Here is a 22,347-nt window from a genome sequence, read left to right on the forward strand (position 1 = left end):
TTTCCCGCTACTCCTCTTCTTCCTGTTTTCTCTCCCTGAGCTGTTCCAGAAGTGTGGTAAATCCCAGTAGACTGTCCTCCTGCCCCTTTGTCTTATTCCGCTTCTGCCACAGATTCCTGTGTCTTTCGCAGAGGTCCTCAATCTCTTTTTCCAGTCCGCTGCCGTCCTCCAGCCCGTAACACAGCGCTCTGGTTCTGGTGGCAGCCCGTACCATGGCAAGCCCGTTTATCATCTCCTCTTTCAGAAGAGTACCATCCGGACAGGCAGGGTCTGCTTTCCGAGCCTGTACAGCCAGCTCATCCAGATACTCAAGAATTGCCTCTTCCTCCATCCCGCTGCGCCCTGCATATGCCTCCTCACAGGGAAGATATACACACGGTTCCACGAAAAAGCGCATGGAATCCACCATATTTTTAATAGACGCTTCAAATCGGTCTCTGCTCACACATCCAGTCTGCAGTGTCATAAACGCCAGCGTTCTGCATGGGAATAAAAACTCTTCTTTTCGGCTGTATCTTCCGGCCTCCAGACACAGCCGCCCGAAAATGCCCGTCTCATCCCTGAACACATACCGGTTAAGAGCCTCTGCCAATTCCTCCTCCGTCACAAGTTCTCTGTTCCAGGCCCCTGCAGCTCCATACAGAATGCCCGGCAGGGAAAACAGGGAATACTGGAGATGCCCGAAATCACCCCAGTCTGTGACCATCAGCCCTCTGGCATGAAAATCATAGGCAGCAGACACCGCGTTCTCCGTACATTGCATCATGTTATCCGTGATTCCCGTAAAACTGCACCAGCTGTTTGTACCCGGGCAGAGATAAAATTCAACGCCTGCCCTCTGCAGCCTTTCCGCCCGTCTGCGTACCGGGTGTTCCTTCTCATATCCCCAGTCGAGAACGATTATGTCTTTCGGAAGCTGCGCTGCGGCATCCTCCTCTTTGCTCAGGACATCTCCCCACATCATCATGTTATGGCCACGGGCCTTAACCTTTTCACTGAGCTTTTTTACATAGTCCAGATAAATGCTTACAACACCCTCTTTTTCGGCTTTGTCTTTATTTTTTCCATACCCCAGGTCAAAGGTCTCATCCAAATCCGCATGAAACATTCGGGAATGAAAACATGGCAGCAGATCATCCAGCATCTGTTCGATCAGCTTCAGAGATTCCGGGTTTGTGGGGTCCATTGTTGCAGGGGGAAGCGTGGTTCCCTTTATCTGAAGCCCACCCGGATTTTCCGCCAGATGTCCGAAGGCCTCTGTCTCCAGCCAGGCATTCATATGCCCCAGGCAGTTCTGATTGGGAACCAGTTCTATAAACCGCTCTGCGCAGTAGGCATCCAGTTCCCTGATCTCTGCCGGTGTCAGGTAATCCTTTGCCCTCTTTTCCCACACCTCCGAAAAGGATGGATAAGCAAAAGAAAAGCCCTCCACATAGAGCTGAAACTGGTTTATCTTAAGGCCGGCCAGCAGGTCGATCATTGCTTTCAGACTCTCCACTTTCGGTACTTTCCCCCGGGAAATGTCTATCATCACGGCCCTGTCCCTGAGACCGGGGAAGTCTTCTATACGGCAGCAGGCTATTTTCCCTTCAGAAAAAAGTACAAGCTGGTGCAGCGTCATCACAGCATAAAATGCCCCTGCAGGGGAACCCCAGGATATCTCAATCCCCTCCTCCGTGATTTCCAGGACATACTGCTCTTTCTGCATTTCCTTTTTTTCCGTAAACTGTATCGTATCCTCAGTACCTGTTACTTCCGGCCAAATCACAGCCAGCGGCGCTTCCAGTCCTCCGGGCATGCGCTCCTTAGACACTGCCGCCTTTTTTACAAAATATCCGGCCCTCTGCAGGTAAACCTGAGGCTTTGGAATAAGACATGGTTTCTCCATCTGTTTTTCTCCTTTATTCGTAAGTTCAATATAATGGTATTTTTTCTAACCCTTCACAGCGCCCATAGCGATTCCCTTGGCAAAATATTTCTGCAGGAACGGATATAGGATGAGGATCGGCACCATGGCAATAAAAGCAATGGCCATTCTGACGCTGGTACTTGGCAGAGGCCCCATGGACATGGCTGTTGTGACTGTGGAATTGCCGCTCTGCAGAAACTGGATATCACTGATCATTTTGTTTAACAGATTCTGGATGCCCCACAGATCCGGGTCTGATATATAGTAAAGACCATTTGTCCAGTCATTCCAGTATCCAAGGCCTGCGAACAGCCCCACAGTCACCAGGATCGGTTTTCCCAGAGGGAGCACGATTTTTGTAAACACCGTAAAATGACCTGCCCCATCCACCTCCGCGGCTTCATAGAGAGCCTCGGGGATATTGTTGGAAAAATATGTCCGGATCAGCAGTACATTTACGGCACTCATCAAGAATCCCGGAACGATCATGGCGAAAATAGTATTTTTTATATGAAAGGTACCTGAATACATCATGTAAGTGGGCACCAGACCGCCGTTAAACAACATGGTAAAAAAGACAAAGAAGGAAAAAAAGTTTCTCCCCGGCAGTTTTTTCAGAGACAGGGGATATGCCAGCATGGAAGACAAGATCAAATGCAGTGCGGTTCCCACTATGGTAACGCCGATGGTAATGGCATAAGCCCTGAAAATTTTATTGCTGTTGACAAAGATATATTTGTATGCTGCCAGGCTTAATTCCTTCGGAAACAGGGTGTATCCGTCCCTGACCAGTGTGCCTTCCTCTGTTATGGATGATATGAATAACAGGAGAAACGGTAAAATGATAACAACTACAAGAATAATGAGAAATATATTTGCAAGGGTCTGATAAACCCTGTCGTGTCTGCTGATATGCATCCTTTCACTCCTCCTTTAAAACAGCGCGTCTTCTTTGCTGATCTTCCGCACGAACAGATTGGCAGCCAGTACAACCACAAAGCCGATCAGCGACTGGTAAAATCCGGCGGCAGCAGCCATAGGAATATTTCCCGAATTCAGCAAAGCACGGTAAACATAGGTATCCAGTGTATTGGTCGTGGAATATATCAGGCCCGAATTCTGGGGCACCTGATAAAACAGGCTGAAATCTGAATAGAAGATACGCCCGATATTCAGCATGGTCAGGGTGATGACACTGCTCTTGATCCCCGGGAGCGTAACATTTCTGATCTGCTGCCAGCGTCCGGCACCGTCCAGTTTGGCTGCCTCATAGAGGGACGGGTCTATACCGTTAATTGACGCAATATAGATCAGGCAGTTATATCCCATGCCCTTCCAGAAATTCACCAGGACCAGAATGAACGGCCAATACTTAGCCGAAGCATACCACTGCACAGGTTCCATGCCCAGCGCTGGCAGCAGACTTTTGTTCAGAAGACCGTTCTCATTGGACAAAATGGCAAACACAATGTAGGAAACGATCACATAGGACATTAAAAACGGCAGCAAAATAGAACTTTGATACAGGCGCTTTAACCTGCGCGAGGCAATATCACAGATAAGGATCGCGATCAATATTCCGGCTGCTGTGTTGATGATGATAAATGCCAGATTGTACAATATGGTGTTCCTGGTGATGACCCAGGCATCCTTTGTCACAAACAGATATTCAAAATTTTTAAGCAGCGGATCTGCCCAGTCACTGTGCCAGATCCCGTCCGCGAAATTCACATTCTTAAATGCAGCCACCAGGCCCGCCATGGGTATGTAATTGTTGATAAACAGATACAAAAGTCCCGGCAGCATCATCAGATAAAGAGGTACCCAGCGTTTCCATTTTCTGAAACGGCTCTGCCCCGCCGGACGTCCGTAAACAGCAGTATTTGACATAAAAAACTCCTCCTGTGGTAAAAAAGAGGCACCGCCATTACCAAGCGGCGCCCGTGATATGTTTTCTGATACGATTACTGTTTAGCCAGCCAGTCATCAAGCTGCTGCTGTTTGGATTCCATGACCTTATCAAGACCGGCTGCTTTCAGGTCAGCCAAAAACTGCGGAAGTACCTCGTCCGGATTCACGGAACCTGTGTTCAGAGCATCAATATACTGGCCTTTCACATTGTCCAGGGCAGCAAGTTCATTGGCAAGGGCGGTGCCGTCGTAGGTAAACCCATAAGCACAGGATTTTCTTGCCTCCTCATTCAGTTTCATGACCTGCTCTCCCACATCCAGAGGAAGTCCTTCCCATACATCAGAAATGTACTGGTTCGGAAGCATAAATCCGAAATAAGCGTTGTAGGGATCACTGGATTTGTCCACTCCATCCGGGAAGGTGACATGTCTGTCCTCTGTGAGCTTGTAGTGTTCTCCCTCGATACCCCAGTTCAGAAGGTTTGCCGCTTCCGGATTTCCATAGATATAATCCAGCATTTGGAACGCTTTTTCCGGCTGCTCGGAGTTGCGTGCCACTGACCAGTAAAAACCTGCCGTAAAGCTGCTGGTGGTAAAGGCATCGTACAGCGGAATCACCGCCATCTCTGTCTTATAGGCAACAGAGGCCTCATTGGCTATTGCCGGCTGATAGGTGGAAACCAGGCTGAAGGCCTTGCCATTGCTCATCTGCACCTCAATGGAATCTGTGGTGGTGGCAGCGTCCTTTCCGATCCATCCCTTCTGTGCCCAGCGGTACTGACGGTCTAGAAATGCTTTATACGCATCACTTGCATACCAGTTTTCCACCACCGGTTTTTCGCCGTAGTTGAGCAGTACCCCGTACCCGTCTCCCAGCGGGTCACACTGATACCAGTCGGAGTCGAATTTCTGTCCCTTGCTCATAGCCAGCATGGCTGCCTCCGGATGATTCTTGGCAACCACCTCATATACCCCTTCCAGGTCATCCACTCTCTTAATATCCTCTTCCTGAAAACCGGCCTCCTCCAGCCAGTCTTTTCTCACCATGATGGACGCCTGGCGGTACCAGTCACAGACATTTGGAATGCCGTACACGAATCCGTTGATATTTGCCACTTTTGCGTTGTCACCCATATTTTCCTTAATATTGGTGCCGTATTTGTCTATCATCTCACTTAAGTCGTAGACGGCCTGGGTGGAGACAAAATTGGCTGCCTGATACGCCTGTCCTACCATCAGGTCCAGCTTTTCCCCTCCTGACAGCATAAGGCGCTGCTGCTCATTGGCATTGGCCCAGGGAACCAGCATAATATCCAGCTTCATGTTCAGGTCCTTCATGGTCAGCTTATTGATAGCCTCCTCCACCTTCTGTTCATCGTCCTGTGTGTTTCCGATGAACATCATAGTCACTGTGTAAGGCTCCTCCCCGCCATCCTGTTTGCTGCCGGCGGATTCTGTTTTGCTTTTCTCTCCCGTATCCGCAGAGCTGCCGCATCCGGCCAGCATGGAAACTGCCAGCACGGAAGTCATGAGTCCTGCAATCCATTTCGTTTTCATCTTCATTCTCCTTTTCGTATTTCCAGGTCTCTGCCTGTTTTGTGGTTTCATTTTACTTCCGGCCCAAACCACTTTCAATCACAATACCGACATCCTGTTATCACAAAAACGTGCTCCTTTGCAAAGCCCCGAAATACGTCGTTTTTCTTATACTTCCCCATCGTTTTCGTAATTGAATTTGCATTTTCAAACGTGTATAATTAAACATTACTATAAATCCTGATAAAATCACAGACTAAAATCCGGGAAAGGACAAATATGAAAAAGGAACACAGGAAAAAAACACATTCCGCCTTCGGACGGCACAAACTTCTGCTCTGTATGGTGGTGGCTGCCACAGCTCTGGAACTCAGTGTCAGTGTGTGGGCCATCCATATGGTACGAAAACAAACGGCCCAGAACGCCAGTGTTATGGTCCAGAACCGTATGGAACAGGTGGAGAATAATTTTTTCATATTGAACCAGCATTTAAAACAGACCCTGGTGACCCAGGGGCAGGGCACAGCCCTTTCGCAGGCTCAAAGCGAAGATTCCCTTACCAGGATACAGGCGCGGCAGACGCTGATCGACAGCCTTATTTATATATCGGGAAATTCCGGAAATGACTACTCACTTTTCTATTATTTTCCCAAAAGCAGGGAATTTTTAACTGCCGTACACTCCCGCTACATTGCCTATCCCCAGAGAGAAGGGCTGCAGGACGCCGTGATCCAACTTCTCGACTCCGGCTATCACCCCAGCAGCGTGTCGGACCAGTGGACCCTGCTTCCGGTGGGGGATACCTATTATGCCATCCGTCTTTATCAGTACCAGGATGTGTGGAACGGAAGCTGTATTCCGGCGGAGGCCCTCATCAAACCTCTGGTGGGCATCTATCCCAAAAGTGTCAGCTTCCCTGTACTCTTCACAGAAAACGGAAAACTTGCCGCCGGTGCCGGGAATCTTTCCCGTGAAGGACTCTCACCGGAAAAAGCCCTTGCAGGCCGCGGACCTTTCTGGCATAAAGGCCAGCGGTGGCTGGTGGTGGATTCCTCTGTATCGGACACCGGTTTTCAATTGAAGCTGTTCATCAAGGATTATGGGCAGTTCGAGAAGGCTGTGCTGTTCCAGACCGGGGTTCTGGTGATCATCGTTATCCTGTTAAGCGCTGTCATACTGGCCATGTCCTACACCCAGAAAAAGATACTGCGCCCTCTCCGCCTGTTTACGGAAAGGCTGAAATCCTATGATCCGGATAAGCCGGTACTCATAGAGATGAGTTCGGAACTGGAGGAATTGTCCGCAGCCAGCAGGCAGTTCAACAACCTCACAAAAGAAATCAACCGTCTGCGTATCCGTGCCTATGAGCAGGAGCTGGAACGGCAGAAAATACAGATGGACTACATGCAGATGCAGATCAAACCGCATTTTTTCCTGAACAGCCTGAATCTGATCCATTCCATGGCCAGCCACGGAAACTGTCAGGACGTAGCCCGGCTAAGCGAGATCACAGCCAGTTATCTGCGGTACATTTTCCAGAGTGATGTTTCCTGTGTGGAGCTTGGACAGGAACTGAATCATCTGCGTGACTATCTGTCCATTATGGAGATCCGCTACCCGGACCATTTCCAATATGAGATTTTCGCTGAGGAGGAGGCCTTGCTGCAGGCAGTACCGCCCCTTCTTCTCCAGACTTTTGTGGAGAATTCCGTCAAGCACGGAATCACGGCGGATACCAAAATGGAACTGAGCATCTCCGCTTTGATCGAATGCACGGAAACATCCGGGCAGAGGGAAATGCTGACCATCTTTATCACGGACAACGGTCCCGGATATCCCCAAACATGTCTGGATGTATGGGCTCAGGGAAAAGACCTGGCAAGAAGCGGCGGCTCTCATATCGGAATCGCCAATGCTTCCAAACGTCTTAAGTTGTTTTACCATGAAAATGCTGTGATGAAATTATACAACAGTCCGCTGGGAGGCGCAGTGACAGAACTGCACCTCCCCTGTAAGGAGGAGCAAAATGAATTTACTGCTGGTTGATGATGATGTGCTGATGCTCCAGGATCTAAAGGAAATCCTGGACTGGAACGCGCTTGGGTTCCAGAAAGTCTATACCGCCGAAAACACCGCCTCAGCCCTGAAAATGATCGCCCAGGTTCCTGTGCACGTCATTATATGCGACATTGAAATGCCCGGAAGCAGCGGGCTTGATTTCATGGAGACACTGCAGAACTCGGAAAGCGGCATCCCCTGTATTCTTCTGACAAGCTATGCCCGTTTTGAGTATGCCCGGCGTGCCATAGACTTAAATGTGGTGGAATATCTGCTGAAGCCCGTCTCCGCGGAACCGCTGCAAAGCGCGGTGGAAAAAGCTGTACAGAGGTTAAAGCTGTCCCGCCAGATGAGCACGGCAAAGAAATACAGCCAGTATTGGCTGGATGAGGAAAAAAATACGGCGGAATATTTCTGGAACAAAACTGCCCGTGGTTTTCTGGCTGAGGTCTATTCCCTGCCCCGGAAACTGGGATACGGGGAAACTCAGCTTTTCATTCCTGTTCTGATCGAAGCCTTTCAGGATGACAGACGAAGCCAGATTGATGACCCCATGTGGGAGTATGCTGTCAAAAATGTAGGTTATGAAATATTGGAACAGGAGCACCTGCTGCCCCGGTGCGTCATTTCCCTGACTCCCGGCCGCTGGCTGGCTGTGGTCAGCATCGTAAGCGGACCGGAGACAGACCTCTCCCCCCTGGAAGAGCGTCTGGATGTTCTGCAGGATACCGCGGGAAAATTCATGCATATGGAACTCAGTATCAGTATGGGCAATGCCGTGTCCTATAGAGATATTTACCGGGAAGTGTCGGAACTTGAAAAGCTGCTGGACAGCACCATGAACCGGAGAGGCAGAATTTTGTACAAAGATCAAACTCTCCCCCGCGGCACCACCTGCACCCAGTCCGAGATCAGGCTCTGGGAGACTCTGCTACAGTCCGCGGACAAGGAAGCCCTGAAAAAAAGCCTGTATACCTTTCTGCAGTCCAAAGCCTCGCTTCTCACACCGGAAAATATGCAGGAAATCCGTCAGGATTTTGCCCAGATGGTGTACAGCTTTTTAAAACAGAAAGAGATCCAGGCCCACCGGCTTTTCGGTGATGCCGAAAGTGACCGCCTCTATCAAAACGCAGTCCGGAGCATTGACCATATGTACGCTTACTGCAGTTACCTGATCGACCGCGCCCTCTGTTATGCCACTATCACTGACAATTCCAAAAGCGCTGTGGAAATCATACAGAACTTTTTAGATACCCACTATGCAGAGGATATCCAGAGAAATGATCTGTCTGATATTGTGTTTGTCAGCCCTGATCATCTGTCCCGGCTGTTCAAAAAAGAAACGGGCCTGTCCCTTATGCAGTATGTAACGAAAAAACGTATAACGGCTGCGTGCAGCCTTCTGGCGGAAAGCCGTATGCCCATCAACCGGGTGGCGCTTCAGGTTGGCTATGGTAATTTTGCTTATTTTTCCAAGATTTTCAGGGAGATCACCGGAATGACTCCCATGAACTACAGGAAACAGTCCCAGGCAGCAGACAGCACCGGCAAAGATTCTCCTCCCTTTTGAACTTCTTTCTCCCCTCTGCATACTATACAATAGATTCTCCCGTCCGGGATTTTCCGGTCGGTAATGGAGGAAAAAATGTCTCTTACTCCGCTTTTTACCCTGTCTCTGGATGAGACAGGGATTGTCAAATCCATTCTGACGGACAATGCCAGTCCGGCGCAGCAGCAGACCATCAAACGCCTTATGGATTTAGGTCTGATTGAAAACACGAAAGTTACCTGTGTTGGAGTGAGTGCCTTTGGAAGCCCCAAGGCTTTTCTTATCCGGGGCGCTGTCCTGGCTCTCAGAAAAGAAGAGGCTTCACTGATTCTTGTTAAAAAAATCCGGGACAGAAGTGTGCTGTGACATTCTTCTGTCCTATGAATTAAGAGGTGAATAGTTCTGAAGAAAGAAAAGAAAAAGGAGGTTCCCCTCCGTAATATAGCATTGATCGGCAATCCCAACGTAGGCAAAAGCACTGTGTTCAACGCGCTGACCGGTATGCATCAGCATACAGGGAACTGGTGCGGTAAGACAGTGGAATGCGCCGCAGGAAACAGGAACTATCGGGGACGGGAATACCGTTTTGTAGATTTGCCGGGCTGTTATTCCCTCTCCTGCCGCTCCAGTGAGGAGGAGATCTCCCGTGATTATATCCTGCAGAGCCATCCCGATGTGGTGGTGGCGGTCTGCGATGCCACCTGTCTGGAAAGAAATCTCAATCTGGTTCTCCAGATCTGTGCTGTTACCCCCCATGTGCTCCTGTGTGTAAATCTCATGGACGAGGCCAGAAAAAAGCATATCCGCATAGACTTTCTGCGGCTCCAAAAAGAACTGAAGATTCCTGTTATCGGCATAACGGCCAGGAGCCGGAAAGGCCTGGAACGCATATTCGGGGGGATTGAAGATGCCCTTTCCAACACAGAGGCCGTTTCCCCGGTTCCCGACATTTACCGCGGAAACGCGGAGATGTGCTGCGCTTCCGCGGAATACTGCGGCACCTATGTCCAGCAGGCCGCGGCGATCTGCAGGGCCTGTGTCACTTTGGAAAATCCGGATTATGCCAGAAGGGACAGGAAACTGGACCGGATTTTCACCAGCAGATGCACGGGGTTTCCCATTATGCTCCTGTTCCTGCTCTGCATTTTCTGGATCACCATTGTGGGGGCAAATGTCCCCTCTGACCTGCTGAATCAAGGGCTGTTCTGGCTGGAACCGCGTTTTTACCACGGCCTTCTCATGCTGGGAGTTCCTGAAATCCTTTGTCAGGTTTTGATCTACGGAGTATATCGGGTCGCAGCCTGGGTGGTAAGCGTGATGCTCCCTCCCATGGCTATTTTCTTCCCGCTTTTTACTCTGCTTGAGGACTATGGGTATCTTCCCCGTGTGGCCTTTAATCTGGACCACTGTTTCCAGAAGTGCTGTGCCTGCGGTAAGCAGGCGCTCACCATGTGGATGGTTGATATCAGGATATGTCCCTGCCAAACCTGAAATAAATCCTCACAGTCTGTTCCTTTATACGCCCCTGTTCCGTTTCCCGGAAAATTCCCTGTCCGATCTCAATATGGTCGATAAAATGAAAAAGCAGCTCCCTGGATAATTCCTCCGGCTCCGTAAAGCCGTGCAGCATCTTTCTCAGCTGTTCCATGGCATCCTCCTTTTTTTCTGTGCTTGTATCTCTCCTCAAAACCTCCATCTTAAAAGAAACCTCACGGTTCTCGCTCTCATATCTCCTCAGCAGTTTCTTCATCCGCTCCTCACTGAGCAGTCCCTCCACATGGTCCTCATAGAGTTTTTCGATCAGTCTGTCCAGCTCATGCAGGCGCTTTTTTAGGGCGGAAAGCTCTTGTATCCTGTCTGTCTGGATATTTTGTTTTTCCAGGTACTTCCGGGCATGCTCCAGAATTTCACGCTCCTCCTGTTCGGATATCCGGACAGACTTTTGGATAGCGGTTAATACGATACGGCAGAGCGTATCATAATCCATAAAATGATTGGTACACCCTTTTGTCCCATAGAGTTTATACGCGCCGCAGGCGAGATTCCCGGAGGCGTCTTTTTTTCTTGTTCCCACAATGGACATATTCCTGCCGCAGTCTGCGCATTTGGCAATCCCGGAAAATATATTCGTAAACTCCCCTTTCCCGGCGCAGGTGCGCTGTCTGCTTCTGCGTCCCGCCATGGAAAATACCTCCCGGCTGACCAACGGCTCATGTGTGTGTTTTACTACGTACCAGTCTTCTTTTGGATTTTTAACGGAAGTCCGGCTTTTAAAAGATATTTTTGTAGTTTTTCCCTGAGCCATATGCCCCAGATATACCACATTGCGCAGCATTTTCGTGATGGTCGATGATGTCCAGCCTCTCCGCTTTTCAAACTCCTCCCCTTCTGCCGGCCTCTGATTCCGGCGGTATTCCAGAGGGGTAGGCACCATCCGCCGGTTCAGTTCCCGCGCAATGTCAATAGGCAGGATACCCTCCGAAGCCTTAAGAAATATTTCCCTTACAATCTTTGCCGCTTCCCTGTCTATGACCAAATGATGTTTGTCCGCAGGGTCCCGCATATAGCCGTAAGGAGCGAATGCACCTACAAAAGCCCCCTCCTGCATGTGAGTGGTAAAGGATGAACGTATTTTTTTGCTGATGTCCCTGGCGTACATCTCATTGATAATGTTTTTAAACGGAGCGATATCCGTACAGGGGCTGTCGGAATCGTATCCGTCATTGATGGCAATATACCGCACCTTTTTCGTCGGAAAATAAATTTCTGTATACTGTCCGGTTTGAATATAATCGCGCCCCAGACGCGACAAATCCTTGGTGATCACCATATTGACCCTGCCGCTTTCTATATCCCGTATCATACGCCGGAAATCGGGGCGTTCAAAGGTGGTGCCCGAAATGCCGTCATCCACATACTCATCATAGACAGGATAATGATTCTCGGCTGCGTAAGCCCTGAGCATTTTTCTCTGCGTAGTGATACTGGCACTCTCGCCCTTTCCTTCATCATCTTTTGAAAGGCGCATATAGAGAGCCGCAAAATACTTTCTGTTTTCAGGCAGCATATGATTTCTCAAGTTATTCCCCCTTCAGAGCAAATCTTCCGGCGGCAGGTATCAACTGTCGGCAGCTCCTATTTTCTCAGTCAGTATCTCCAGCAACAGCTCCTTCAGCGCGGGTCCGTCGGAAAATCTTACTTCCGCAACAATACCTGTGGTTTTCTCATCCATATCCTATCCCTTCTCACATTTTACATAGAAAACTATGCATAGGTTCTTCATAGATAATTTATGATGCTCTGCTTGTACGGTATGATATCTGCTGAACCTCAAAAACAGGGTTTCTTCCCGAAAGATTCTAAAAGGGGCTGCGTACTACCGGCTAACCGATAATACACAACCCCTTTCATAAAAAATCAGCTCTTATTCAACAGAAGCCTTCAGACAGTTGTCACTGACAAGACATGCTGCCACACCACACTGATCGAATCCTGCTTTGTCACGCCAGATTCGCCGGTCCGAATCCCAAAGGCAGCAACTCCTTTAATGTATAGATATCATAATGTTCCGTATCTGTGGCCAGGATTATCTGGAAACTCTCCGGATCACAGAATTCCATCATCACCTGCCGGCATACACCGCAGGGAGCCGCGTACTCTGTAAGGACACCATTTTTCCCGCCCACAATACAGATGGCATCAAACTCGCGCTCGCCTTCGCTGACCGCTTTGAAAAATGCCGTTCTCTCCGCGCAGTTGGTGGGGGTATAAGATGCATTTTCAATATTGCAGCCCTTATATATTTTCCCCTCCGGTGTATGGAGCGCTGCCCCCACTTTAAAATTAGAATACGGCGTGTATGCGTTCTCCATTGCCTTAACCGCCTGTTTGATCAGTTCTTTTACTGGAATCATAATCTCACCCCGTTTCAGTCTATTTCCCGTTGTCACTGCTGTGCCTTTGCAGCCTTTACCAGACGGCTGGTGCCAAGGCGGTCCGCCCCCAGTTTTACAAACGCTTCCCCGTCGGCAAAGGAGGAGATTCCTCCTGCTGCTTTTACTTTCTTGTCGCTTCCCGTGTGTTCTCTCATAAGCTTCACATCGTCAATTGTTGCCCCATGGGTGGAAAAGCCCGTGGAAGTCTTGATGTACTCCGCGTCTGACTCTGTGACTGTTCTGCACATGCGGATCTTCTCCTCCTCTGTGAGCAGGCATGTCTCAATGATGACCTTCAGAAGTTTTCCGCCGCAGGCTTTCTTAACCGCCTGGATTTCTTCCTTAACCAGATCATATCGGCCCTCTTTCACCCATCCCAGGTTGATGACCATGTCAATTTCCTCTGCTCCGTTCTTCACAGCGTCCGCAGTCTCAAAAATTTTCACTGCAGTGGTATTGTACCCATTGGGAAAGCCGATAACTGTGCATACCGGCATTTTGTCTCCCAGGTACTCTGCTGCCTGTTTCACATAAGACGGCGGTATGCAGACAGATGCCGTCTGATAAGCCACCGCGTCATCGCATATAACCTTTATTTCCTCCCAGGTAGCTGTCTGTGCCAGCAGTGTATGGTCAACTTTACTTAATATTTCTTTCTGTTCCATTCTGATATCCTCCTCATAATTTTTCACTGTCATGATATTCTTCTATTCTATTCCGATACTGTCAGTTTGTCCAGACAGGAAATCCCTATAGTACCATCCGGCATTGTTACATGAAAACTATCTGCTATGGTGGCCCCGATCCTTGCAAAGTCACTGCTCTCCTCCAGCTCTCCCCCGCACTGAAATGCAGGTGAATACGCCAGAAACGGAACCTTCTCCCGTGTGTGGTCCGTCCCGGTATATGTGGGGTCATTGCCGTGGTCCGCTGTCAGGATCAGCAGGTCTTCTTTTTCCAGACTGCCAAGCAGTACGCTCAGTTTTTCGTCAAACTGTTCCAGCTCACGGGCATATCCCTCCGCGTCCCTTCTGTGTCCCCACAGGGCGTCAAAATCCACCAGATTCACAAAGCAGAGTCCGTGAAATTCTTTCCCCGCCGCCTCTATGGTCTGTTCCATCCCGTGAAGGGAGCTTTTTGATTTGTATGCCCGGGTAATCCCCTCTCCGTCGAAGATATCCTTGATCTTCCCGATAGAGATCACATCACAGGATGCCTCTTTCAGCGCATCCAGAACCGTTTTCTGAAAAGGCTTCACCGCATAATCGTGACGATTTGCCGTGCGTTTGAACTCTCCTTTTTTTCTGCCTACATAGGGGCGGGCGATCACTCTGCCCACCATCCATTCCTCCCGCATGGTCAGCTCCCTGGCGATCTCGCAGTAGTGGTACAGGTTCTCAAGACCCATGGTCTCCTCATTTCCGCAGATCTGCAGGACGGAATCCGCGGAGGTATAGACAATGAGGTGACCCTCATTCACTTCTTCCTCCCCCAGCTCCTCCAGGATCTCCGTGCCGCTGGCGCTTTTATTTCCGATGATTTTTCTTCCGGTGCGCTTTTCCAGCTCACGAATCAGTTCTTCCGGAAAACCATGCTCTGTAAAAGTCTGGAAGGGTTTGGTAGTGCGAAGCCCCATCATCTCCCAGTGTCCGGTCATGGTATCCTTTCCGCTGCTGGCCTCTCTCATGGCCGAATAATAGGCAAGAGGAGACGGCGTACTGTCAACCCCGTTAAGGGGAAGGATATTCCCTATCCCCATTTTCTCCAGGATGGGAATCCGAAGAGGCTGCCCTTTCCTGTATCTGTAATCCGCTATATGGCCCAGGGTATTGGCACCTGCGTCTCCGAACTGCACCGCATCCGGCATAGCCCCTACACCCAGGGAATCCAGCACAACCACAAAGATACGTTTGAATTTCTCCATAATCTGTCTCCTTTATTCTGCTCTTAAATCAGTTTCACATTCACATATTCAGCTTCTATTTCTGACGCGTCGGCGATTCCCTCATCCTTTAAAATGGTGATCTCATTATCCGCTATCTTTTCGTATATGGCGTCATACTGCTCCTGTGTAAATACCGTAAATCTGGAAGTTTCCATAGGAAGCTGCACGCCATCCTCTGAGGCATCCAGCGTAATGCTCTCTCCGCCTTTAAATTCCCCGTTATAAAAATCCGTCAGATAGTCATAGACTGCTTTGCTCAGATTTTTCATGGCAGAGGTCATGACAGTCTCCGACTCTGCGCTCTGGTCCACGTCCACGCCGATCACCTTTTTCCCTGCGTTTTCCGCTGCTTTCATGACGGAGTTGCCCACAGGGCCGCCGCAGGAGAAGATCACCTCTGTACCCTCATTGTACCAGGATGCCGCTTTAGCCATGTTCTCCGGGGATGCCTCAAAATTTCCCACATAGGTGTACTTCATATCAATACTGCCCGGAGCCATGCCTTTTTCTTTTGCCGCGTAGTCCGCGCCCTGAATAAATCCATAGCCATAACGGATAACCGCCGGAACTGCAATCCCGCCCATAAATCCCAGTTTTGTGCAGCCTTCATAGACCGCCGCATAACCTGCCAGAAAACCCGCCTGCTCCTCCGCAAAATAGATGGACGCTGTATTCTCCCCGATATCCGGTTCTGCAGAATCTGCGGAATGAGGCGTCCCGTCCAAAATTATGAACTTCACCTCCGGGTGCTTCTGCTGCATGGTGTGGATGGGAATCTCATACAGATACCCCGGACACACCACCACCTTGGCGCCGCCTTTTGCCGCCAGATTGATGGAGGTGGTAAATGCCTCATCTGATTTCTCAGTGGGCTGATAATACTTATGGGTAATGCCGAATTCCTCCGAATATTTTGCAAGTCCTTCCCATGATCCCTGGTTGAAAGAACGGTCATCAATGCTTCCCACGTCTGTACTCAGGGCCAGCTCCGCGCCTTTTCCGCTGCTGACCTTTGCCGCCTGCTTTGCGCCCAGCCCGCATCCTGTCAGGGATGCACAAAGCGCTGCCGCCAGAAACAGACTTATCACTTTTTTCATCATTCTCTTATACCCTCCTATCTGCTTCCTTTGTCATATGGAATGCCTTCCGCCTTCGGAGCTTTTGATTTGCCGGAAGAAAAGGCAAGTACGATCAGTGTGACCACATACGGCAGCATTTTATAGATCTCATTGGGTATGGGCAGGTCCTTGATGACCGGAATCCCTGAGTACGCGCTGGCAAGTGTCTTCAAAATACCGAAGAAAAACGCCGCACCCAGAATCCCCTTAGTCCTCCACTGACCAAAGATCAGCACTGCCAGTGCCAGGAAACCGTATCCTGCCACGCTTGCATTAAAATTGGTGGAAGTCGGTATCACGAAGATCAGTCCGCCCACACCTGCAAGGACACCGGAGATCAAAACCCCCGCATATCTGATCTTATACACATTGATTCCCACAGAGTCCGCTGCCTGGGGATGCTCGCCGCAGGCGCGCAGCCGAAGACCGAACCTGGTCCTGCTGATCAGAACGGAGGCTGCAATAAAGATCAGTATTCCAATGTAAGTGGATAGATAGCAGTTCTGGAAGAACATAGGCCCAATAACCGGAATATCTCCCAGAACCGGCACCTTTTCAATATGGAAGGTATCCGTAAAAGGAACCTGGGATTTTCCCTGTACCATTCTCGCCATAAAAAGAGCAAAGGCCGGTGCAAACATATTCAGCGCCGTACCGCTGATCGTCTGGTCTGCTTTCAGATTGACGGAGGCAAACGCATGGAGCAGAGAGAATAAAGCGCCTGCTACCGCAGCCACTAAAAATGCCAGCAGAAACAGCCCCTGCCCGCTCAAACGGTCCTGAAATACATTGATAAACCCAATGCTGATAAACGCGCCCATAACCATAATACCTTCCAGAGCGATATTGATCACGCCGCTTCGCTCAGAGAACATTCCGCCCAATGCCACGATCAAAAGGGGAATGGAAAAAAACATGGTCTGCTGTATCAAAAAATAGATAATGTTCATGATGCTGTCTCCTCCCTTTTCGATTTCTTCGTCCATCTGCGGATAAATGTCTTAAACAGCAGGGAAAATGCCCCAAAGTATATAATGGCTGAGATGATAATATCTATCAGTTCAGGTGTAAAGCTCAAAAGCTGAAGATTATAGCCGCCAATAGTGATATGCGCAATGAAGAGGCTGGCTAACAGAATACCAAAGGGATTGGACAATCCCAAAAGTGCAACGGATATTCCTGAAAATCCCTGAGACGCGATCACATCCAGCACCTGCATATGCTTTCCGAAATCAGACAGGTATAAAAGTGCTCCGCCAACACCTGAAAGTGCGCCCGCAATAACCATGGACAGTATGATATTCTTTCTGGCATTGATGCCTGCATAACGGCTGGCATCCGGGTTCTTGCCACAGGCTTTCAGCTCATACCCGAACGCCGTCTTATTGATCAATATGTACATTCCCACCACGAACAGGACTGCGATGAGGATTCCGATATTCAGATTGGCCTCCGGAAAAAGCTTGTCCAGACCTGCCTTTGGCAGATAAGCGGTCTTCGCAACCGAAACACTCTGGTTGCCAGTCTGGTCGTAGACCGTCTTTGTGATCAGCAGGTTTGTCAGATAAAGGCCGATATAATTCATCATGATAGAGGAGATCACTTCATTTACATTTGCCACTGCCTTTAAAAATCCCGGCACCAGGCCCCACAACGCACCGGCCGCGGCTGCGCCTAAGATTGCGATCAGCCAGTGGATACTGCCCGGAAGTCCGGTGCACTTCACGCCAATGAGAACCGCCATATAGGCTCCCACGGTAAACTGCCCGGATGCGCCTATGTTAAACAGCCCTGTCTTCCAGGCAAACCCAACAGAAAGTCCTGTCATCACAATGGGGGTTGCCAGATAAAGAGTCTGGGATATCCCGCTCATGCCGTCCACAAATCCGCCCTGTAAAATCGTGAGGAAACCGGAAAACATTTCATTGGAGTTGGTGATCAGAAGGATAAACAGTCCGAACAGCAGCCCCGCTGCCACCGCCAGCACGGAGGAGAGAAAACTTTCCACTCCCTCATTTCCCTTCTTATTCTTTTGTTTTAACATGCCGCATCCCCCTTTCCTGTTCCGGCCATATAAAGCCCCAGTTCCTGGATCGTCACATCTTCCGGCTTCACATCCGCAACGATCTTCCCTTCATACATGACAAGTATCCTGTCACTGACATTCATGACCTCATCCAGCTCAAAGGATACTAAAAGAACTGCTTTCCCGGCATCTCTCTGTGCTATGATCTGTCTGTGTATATATTCTATGGCCCCCACATCAAGGCCGCGGACCGGCTGAACCGCGATCACGATCTCCGGGTTTCTGTCCAGCTCCCTGGCGATCACTGCCTTCTGCTGGTTGCCGCCTGACATGCCTCTGGCAATGGACTCCGCGCCGTGGGCACTTCTGATATCATAACGCTCTATGAGCTTCTCCGCATATTTGTCGATTTCATCAAATCTTAAAAATCCATGCTTATCAAACTGCGGGGTGTAATAATTCTGGAGGATCAGATTCTCCTTCAGTGTGTAATCCAGAACCATTCCATGCTTGTGCCTGTCCTCAGGAATATGGGCCATACCGTCCAGACATTTTCTGCGGATACTTTCTTTTGTGATATCCTTACCATTCAGAAACACCTGACCCTCGTCGATCCCCATAAGCCCGGTGATCCCGTAGACAAGCTCTGACTGGCCATTGCCGTCAATTCCTGCAATGCAGACGATCTCTCCCTTCTTCACCTCAAAGGATACATGGTCCACCACATTTTTGCCTGTACGTTTGGAGCGGATCGTCATATCACGAACCGAGAGCGCTGTTCCCAGAGGCTTCATTTCTTTCTTCTCCACGACAAAGTCCACTTTGCGGCCTACCATCATTTCGGACATCTCCTCCTTGCTGGCACCTGCCACATCAATGGTTCCGATACAGCGTCCTTTTCTAAGTACGGTACAGCGGTCTGCCACTGCCTTGATCTCAGCCAGTTTGTGTGTGATGAACAGAATGGATTTTCCTTCGGATACCAACTGTTTCATGACTTTCATAAGCTCATCGATCTCCTGGGGTGTCAGCACAGCGGTGGGTTCGTCAAAGATGAGGACATCATTATCGCAGTAGAGCATTTTTAAGATTTCCACTCTCTGCTGCATTCCCACCGTGATATCGCTGATCAAAGCGTCAGGGTCAATTTTAAACTTATACCGTTCGCTCAGCTCCACCACCTTTTTTCTGGCCTCATCCATTTTCAGGAAACGGTGTTTTACCGATTCATGTCCGAGCACGATGCTCTCCAGCACCGTAAAATTATGTACCAGTTTAAAATGCTGATGTACCATTCCGATTCCCAGCGCATTGGCATCGTTCGGGTTATTGATCGTCACAGGCTTTCCGTTCATCCTGATCGTTCCCTGCTCCGGCTGGTACAGCCCGAACAGTACACTCATCAGGGTGGACTTTCCTGCACCGTTTTCGCCCAGCAGCGCGTGAATCTCACCTTTTTTCAGTTTCAGCGTAATGTCGTCATTTGCCTTGAAACTGCCGAATTCCTTGGTGATATGTTCCATTTCAATTACATACTGCTCCACTTAAAAACCTCCTCCGCCGTGTTTCAGCCTCTCCCCTCTCTTGTGTGGGATTCCAGCCTTCTGCGTTATTTATCTTCCCGGATCAATATTCTCAGCGCTTCCACAGCCACCTTGATAGCAGCATCCGTATCATGGACCACCGGATTGGAAAGCCCCTGTTTCTCACGTTCCTGATTGGCTACTACCAGGAAATTGGAACCGCAGCGCACTCTCAGGTAGTTGGCAACCACAAACAGTGCGGCCGACTCCATCTCTGAAGCCTTGCAGCCAAGTCTCAGCCATGCCTCCCATTTGTTCATCAGTTCGTAGCTGACCGGCTTTGTCTCCGGCTCATGCTGTCCGTAAAATGCATCCTTGCACTCCACAACACCTGCGTGATACTCATATCCGCAGTTTTTGGCTGCTTTTACCAGCGCGTTGGCCACGCCGAAATCAGCGACCGCCGGGTATTCAATGGGGGCATATTCTTTGCTGGTACCTTCCATGCGGATGGCGCCTGTGGCAACCACAATGTCTCCGCCCTTTACATTTACATCCATACCGCCGCATGTGCCCACACGGATGAAGGTATCTGCCCCGCTCTTTACAAGTTCTTCCATGGCGATGGACGCTGACGGCCCGCCGATTCCCGTTGATGTGACGCTGACTTTTTCTCCGTCCAGATATCCCGTATATGTCACATATTCTCTGCTGTCTGCCACCAGTACAGGGTTGTCAAAGTATGCCGCGATCTTACTGCATCTCTTAGGGTCTCCCGGAAGAAGCACATATCTTCCCACATCCCCTTTCCTTATATTCAGATGATACTGCACACCCTCTTCTGCGTAATTCATATGTATTTCCTCCTTGTTTGTACCTGTATATTTTTTCTATACATGTATATTACCACTTGTATAATTTTCTGTCAATCAAATTACTATGCATAATATATACAATATTTATCCGCTAATTTTGTGCATATTTTACAACTTTATCTGTTAAGGTGCTTACATTTATCCGTCAAATATTAGACATGTTACTCTTTACAGACCTAGTGTAGAGCCAGTGCAGGATGCAGAGCACATAGCAGTATACCCAGATCTGACTGAATAATTAGTACATGTTTTCAAATTGACTAATATAATGTAAAGTTGTATAATTGTCATATCTTATTTTGATATTACCATATTGCCGACGGAGGAGAATGATATGAATGAACCACTAGACAACAAGGTTCCCAAAACAGGAATGTCCGAAGAAAAATCAAGAAAATTGAAGCATGTAAAGGTCTATGATCAGCTCTATGCCCAGATTCTGAGCGGGGAATATCCCAGGGGATCACAGCTCCCCAGCGAGCCGGACCTGTCTAAAAAGATGGGGGTGAGCCGTATGACACTCCGCCAGGCACTGGCTCTGCTCAGAGAAGACGGGCTGATCCACAACGTACAGGGAAAGGGTAATTTTGTACAGGAAACAAAGAAGGCGCCTGTAAAAGACTTCACCAATCTATGCAATCCTGTGTTCCAATGCGGCCAGACCATAACAGAGACGGAGACAGAATACCGCCTGGAACCTCCCACGGATTTTATCAGCAATATCATCGGCAGGAAAACCCCTGTAGTCGCCATTATTGACCGGTGGTATAAAGACCAGCCGGGAAGCACATTTGCCTACTCCCTCAGCTTTATCCCTATCGAGACAGTTACCAGGTTCAATATTGACTTTACAGACACGGACAGCCTGACACAATTTCTGAACAAGGATGTATACAGCCATGCTGTCTCCTCCACTCTGAATCTGAGAGGATCAGACACAGGCAACTTCACGGCCCAGAAATACAGGCTGTCCGAAAAAAATACATTTCTGATGATACAGGAAAATCTGTACGATGACTCCGGCCTCACCCTGGCAGCTTCCAAGCACTATATCCCTCTGGAATCCTGCAACCTGGTACTGACTTTCCGAAAATAGACTCAGAAACCGGAAACAGACCCAGAGGCCGGAAACAGCTCAGAGAAGTGATACCGGCCCGCAGACTGCGCAGATTTCCCTGTCAAGAGCCTCATAAAAATCAGCCATATGTTTTCCGTCAACCAGAGCATGGTTACACAGCACGGATACTGGCATCAGGACTTTTTCCTCCTGTTTGTAATACTTTCCCCAGGTGATCCTCGGATTGCTGTCCGCAGGAATGGGGACAGGCTGGATAAACGAGGTGTAGGTCAGCCAGGGAAGCGTTGAGATAAATATTTTGTCATTGCTCTCCTCCCTGTCCTCCTCAATACTCCTCTCGCTTTTTGCCGCTTCCTGCGCCCGTACAGCGTAGTCCAGATAATCAGGAAACGGCATACTGCTTTCCAGAGTACAGTAGCAGTATGTTCCATCCTCCAATGCCACTGTGTGTGACGTTCTGCAGGATTCATATTCTACAATACTGTTATTTACAATACGCTGCCTGAATTCAGGGACACCGTTTGCCGCCTTTGACACGCAGTAGCAGAACGTGAGAAAAAAGGGCAGTTTCTCTGCCTTAACCTTTTTTAATAAATCTGTTATCTCAACATTGACTGTTACTCCCACGTACGGGTAAGATAAACTGTTGAAATAATCAAAGTGGCTTTCCCGTTTGTAATCCTTTAAAATTCGTTTTTTTCTTTCCATAAATACCTCCTGAAATAAAGCACCAAAAGTACGCCCGGCGGACTTTCTGCTGCATGAATAAAAAAGCCGTAAACAGATGACTATAATCCAAAGAATTATAATCAACTATTTACGGCAGTTGGTAGAAACGCTCAACCATATTATGAGCTTATATAACTGTTTTCATTATAAACGATT

18 protein-coding genes, 1 pseudogene and 1 riboswitch are annotated in these 22,347 nt (G+C 49.0%); of the genes and pseudogenes, 5 read left to right on the forward strand and 14 right to left on the reverse strand.

Annotation, left to right across the window (positions count from 1 at the left end):
- Window positions 1-7: 7 nt before the first annotated feature.
- From WMO65_RS00620 to WMO65_RS00635, 4 genes are all read right to left on the reverse strand, one after another.
- Entirely contained in the window at window positions 8-1,888 is a 1,881-nt protein-coding gene (locus tag WMO65_RS00620; protein ID WP_148393416.1) for a beta-N-acetylhexosaminidase, read from the reverse strand.
- A gap of 45 nt (window positions 1,889-1,933) precedes the next feature.
- Window positions 1,934-2,827, reverse strand: coding sequence for a carbohydrate ABC transporter permease (locus WMO65_RS00625; RefSeq protein ID WP_118593820.1), 894 nt, complete (start codon window positions 2,825-2,827; stop codon window positions 1,934-1,936).
- A gap of 15 nt (window positions 2,828-2,842) precedes the next feature.
- Window positions 2,843-3,799 (reverse strand): ABC transporter permease, encoded by a 957-nt coding sequence (locus WMO65_RS00630; protein WP_033140252.1) that lies wholly within the window; start codon window positions 3,797-3,799, stop codon window positions 2,843-2,845.
- Window positions 3,800-3,873: 74 nt separating this feature from the next.
- Window positions 3,874-5,376 carry an ABC transporter substrate-binding protein gene (locus WMO65_RS00635; RefSeq protein WP_187370669.1) on the reverse strand — a complete coding sequence of 501 codons (1,503 nt, stop codon included), beginning with the start codon at window positions 5,374-5,376 and terminating at the stop codon, window positions 3,874-3,876.
- A 258-nt stretch (window positions 5,377-5,634) separates the two neighbouring features.
- Here WMO65_RS00635 and WMO65_RS00640 point away from each other — a divergent pair, with 258 nt between their 5' ends.
- The 4 genes and pseudogenes from WMO65_RS00640 to WMO65_RS00655 all read left to right on the forward strand — a co-directional run.
- The gene (locus WMO65_RS00640; RefSeq protein WP_148393418.1) at window positions 5,635-7,401 is read left to right on the forward strand and encodes a sensor histidine kinase; all 1,767 of its coding nucleotides are present in this window, start codon (window positions 5,635-5,637) and stop codon (window positions 7,399-7,401) included.
- On the forward strand, window positions 7,382-8,983 hold the full coding sequence (locus tag WMO65_RS00645) for a response regulator transcription factor (RefSeq protein ID WP_148393419.1): 1,602 nt from the start codon (window positions 7,382-7,384) through the stop codon (window positions 8,981-8,983). The genes WMO65_RS00640 and WMO65_RS00645 overlap by 20 nt, the downstream gene beginning before the upstream one ends.
- A gap of 75 nt (window positions 8,984-9,058) precedes the next feature.
- Complete coding sequence (locus WMO65_RS00650) at window positions 9,059-9,328, forward strand: FeoA family protein (protein ID WP_187370670.1); 270 nt, start codon at window positions 9,059-9,061, stop codon at window positions 9,326-9,328.
- Between the two features lie 75 nt (window positions 9,329-9,403).
- A pseudogene (locus WMO65_RS00655) lies at window positions 9,404-10,420 on the forward strand (FeoB small GTPase domain-containing protein); the annotation flags it as partial.
- Between the two features lie 7 nt (window positions 10,421-10,427).
- Here WMO65_RS00655 and WMO65_RS00660 read toward each other — a convergent pair.
- The 9 genes from WMO65_RS00660 to udp form a co-directional block, all read right to left on the reverse strand.
- Window positions 10,428-12,029, reverse strand: a complete 1,602-nt coding sequence (locus WMO65_RS00660; protein ID WP_148393439.1) for a recombinase family protein — start codon at window positions 12,027-12,029, stop codon at window positions 10,428-10,430.
- Window positions 12,030-12,462: 433 nt separating this feature from the next.
- The gene (cdd, locus tag WMO65_RS00665) at window positions 12,463-12,876 is read right to left on the reverse strand and encodes a cytidine deaminase (protein ID WP_033140257.1); all 414 of its coding nucleotides are present in this window, start codon (window positions 12,874-12,876) and stop codon (window positions 12,463-12,465) included.
- Window positions 12,877-12,908: 32 nt separating this feature from the next.
- Complete coding sequence (gene deoC, locus WMO65_RS00670; protein ID WP_148393422.1) at window positions 12,909-13,562, reverse strand: deoxyribose-phosphate aldolase; 654 nt, start codon at window positions 13,560-13,562, stop codon at window positions 12,909-12,911.
- 47 nt (window positions 13,563-13,609) lie between these two features.
- Window positions 13,610-14,821, reverse strand: a complete 1,212-nt coding sequence (locus tag WMO65_RS00675) for a phosphopentomutase (protein WP_148393423.1) — start codon at window positions 14,819-14,821, stop codon at window positions 13,610-13,612.
- A 23-nt stretch (window positions 14,822-14,844) separates the two neighbouring features.
- On the reverse strand, window positions 14,845-15,942 hold the full coding sequence (locus tag WMO65_RS00680; RefSeq protein WP_033140259.1) for a BMP family ABC transporter substrate-binding protein: 1,098 nt from the start codon (window positions 15,940-15,942) through the stop codon (window positions 14,845-14,847).
- Between the two features lie 14 nt (window positions 15,943-15,956).
- Window positions 15,957-16,910 (reverse strand): ABC transporter permease, encoded by a 954-nt coding sequence (locus WMO65_RS00685; RefSeq protein ID WP_054350992.1) that lies wholly within the window; start codon window positions 16,908-16,910, stop codon window positions 15,957-15,959.
- Window positions 16,907-18,004, reverse strand: a complete 1,098-nt coding sequence (locus WMO65_RS00690; protein WP_148393424.1) for an ABC transporter permease — start codon at window positions 18,002-18,004, stop codon at window positions 16,907-16,909. Before WMO65_RS00690 ends, WMO65_RS00685 begins: the two co-directional genes overlap by 4 nt.
- The gene (locus WMO65_RS00695; protein WP_033140280.1) at window positions 17,998-19,509 is read right to left on the reverse strand and encodes an ABC transporter ATP-binding protein; all 1,512 of its coding nucleotides are present in this window, start codon (window positions 19,507-19,509) and stop codon (window positions 17,998-18,000) included. Before WMO65_RS00695 ends, WMO65_RS00690 begins: the two co-directional genes overlap by 7 nt.
- Before the next feature lie 86 nt (window positions 19,510-19,595).
- On the reverse strand, window positions 19,596-20,363 hold the full coding sequence (udp, locus tag WMO65_RS00700; protein ID WP_033140262.1) for a uridine phosphorylase: 768 nt from the start codon (window positions 20,361-20,363) through the stop codon (window positions 19,596-19,598).
- 355 nt (window positions 20,364-20,718) lie between these two features.
- On the opposite strand from udp, the gene WMO65_RS00705 reads away from it, so the two are divergent.
- Window positions 20,719-21,480 carry a GntR family transcriptional regulator gene (locus WMO65_RS00705; RefSeq protein ID WP_227246384.1) on the forward strand — a complete coding sequence of 254 codons (762 nt, stop codon included), beginning with the start codon at window positions 20,719-20,721 and terminating at the stop codon, window positions 21,478-21,480.
- Between the two features lie 39 nt (window positions 21,481-21,519).
- Here WMO65_RS00705 and WMO65_RS00710 read toward each other — a convergent pair whose 3' ends face one another.
- Window positions 21,520-22,170: a CatA-like O-acetyltransferase gene (locus tag WMO65_RS00710; RefSeq protein ID WP_033140263.1), complete on the reverse strand. Its 651-nt coding sequence runs from the start codon at window positions 22,168-22,170 to the stop codon at window positions 21,520-21,522.
- 78 nt (window positions 22,171-22,248) lie between these two features.
- Window positions 22,249-22,346, reverse strand: a riboswitch (purine riboswitch).
- Window position 22,347: the final 1 nt, after the last annotated feature.

Source organism: Blautia caccae (assembly GCF_040095955.1).
GTDB classification, from domain to species: domain Bacteria; phylum Bacillota; class Clostridia; order Lachnospirales; family Lachnospiraceae; genus Blautia; species Blautia celeris.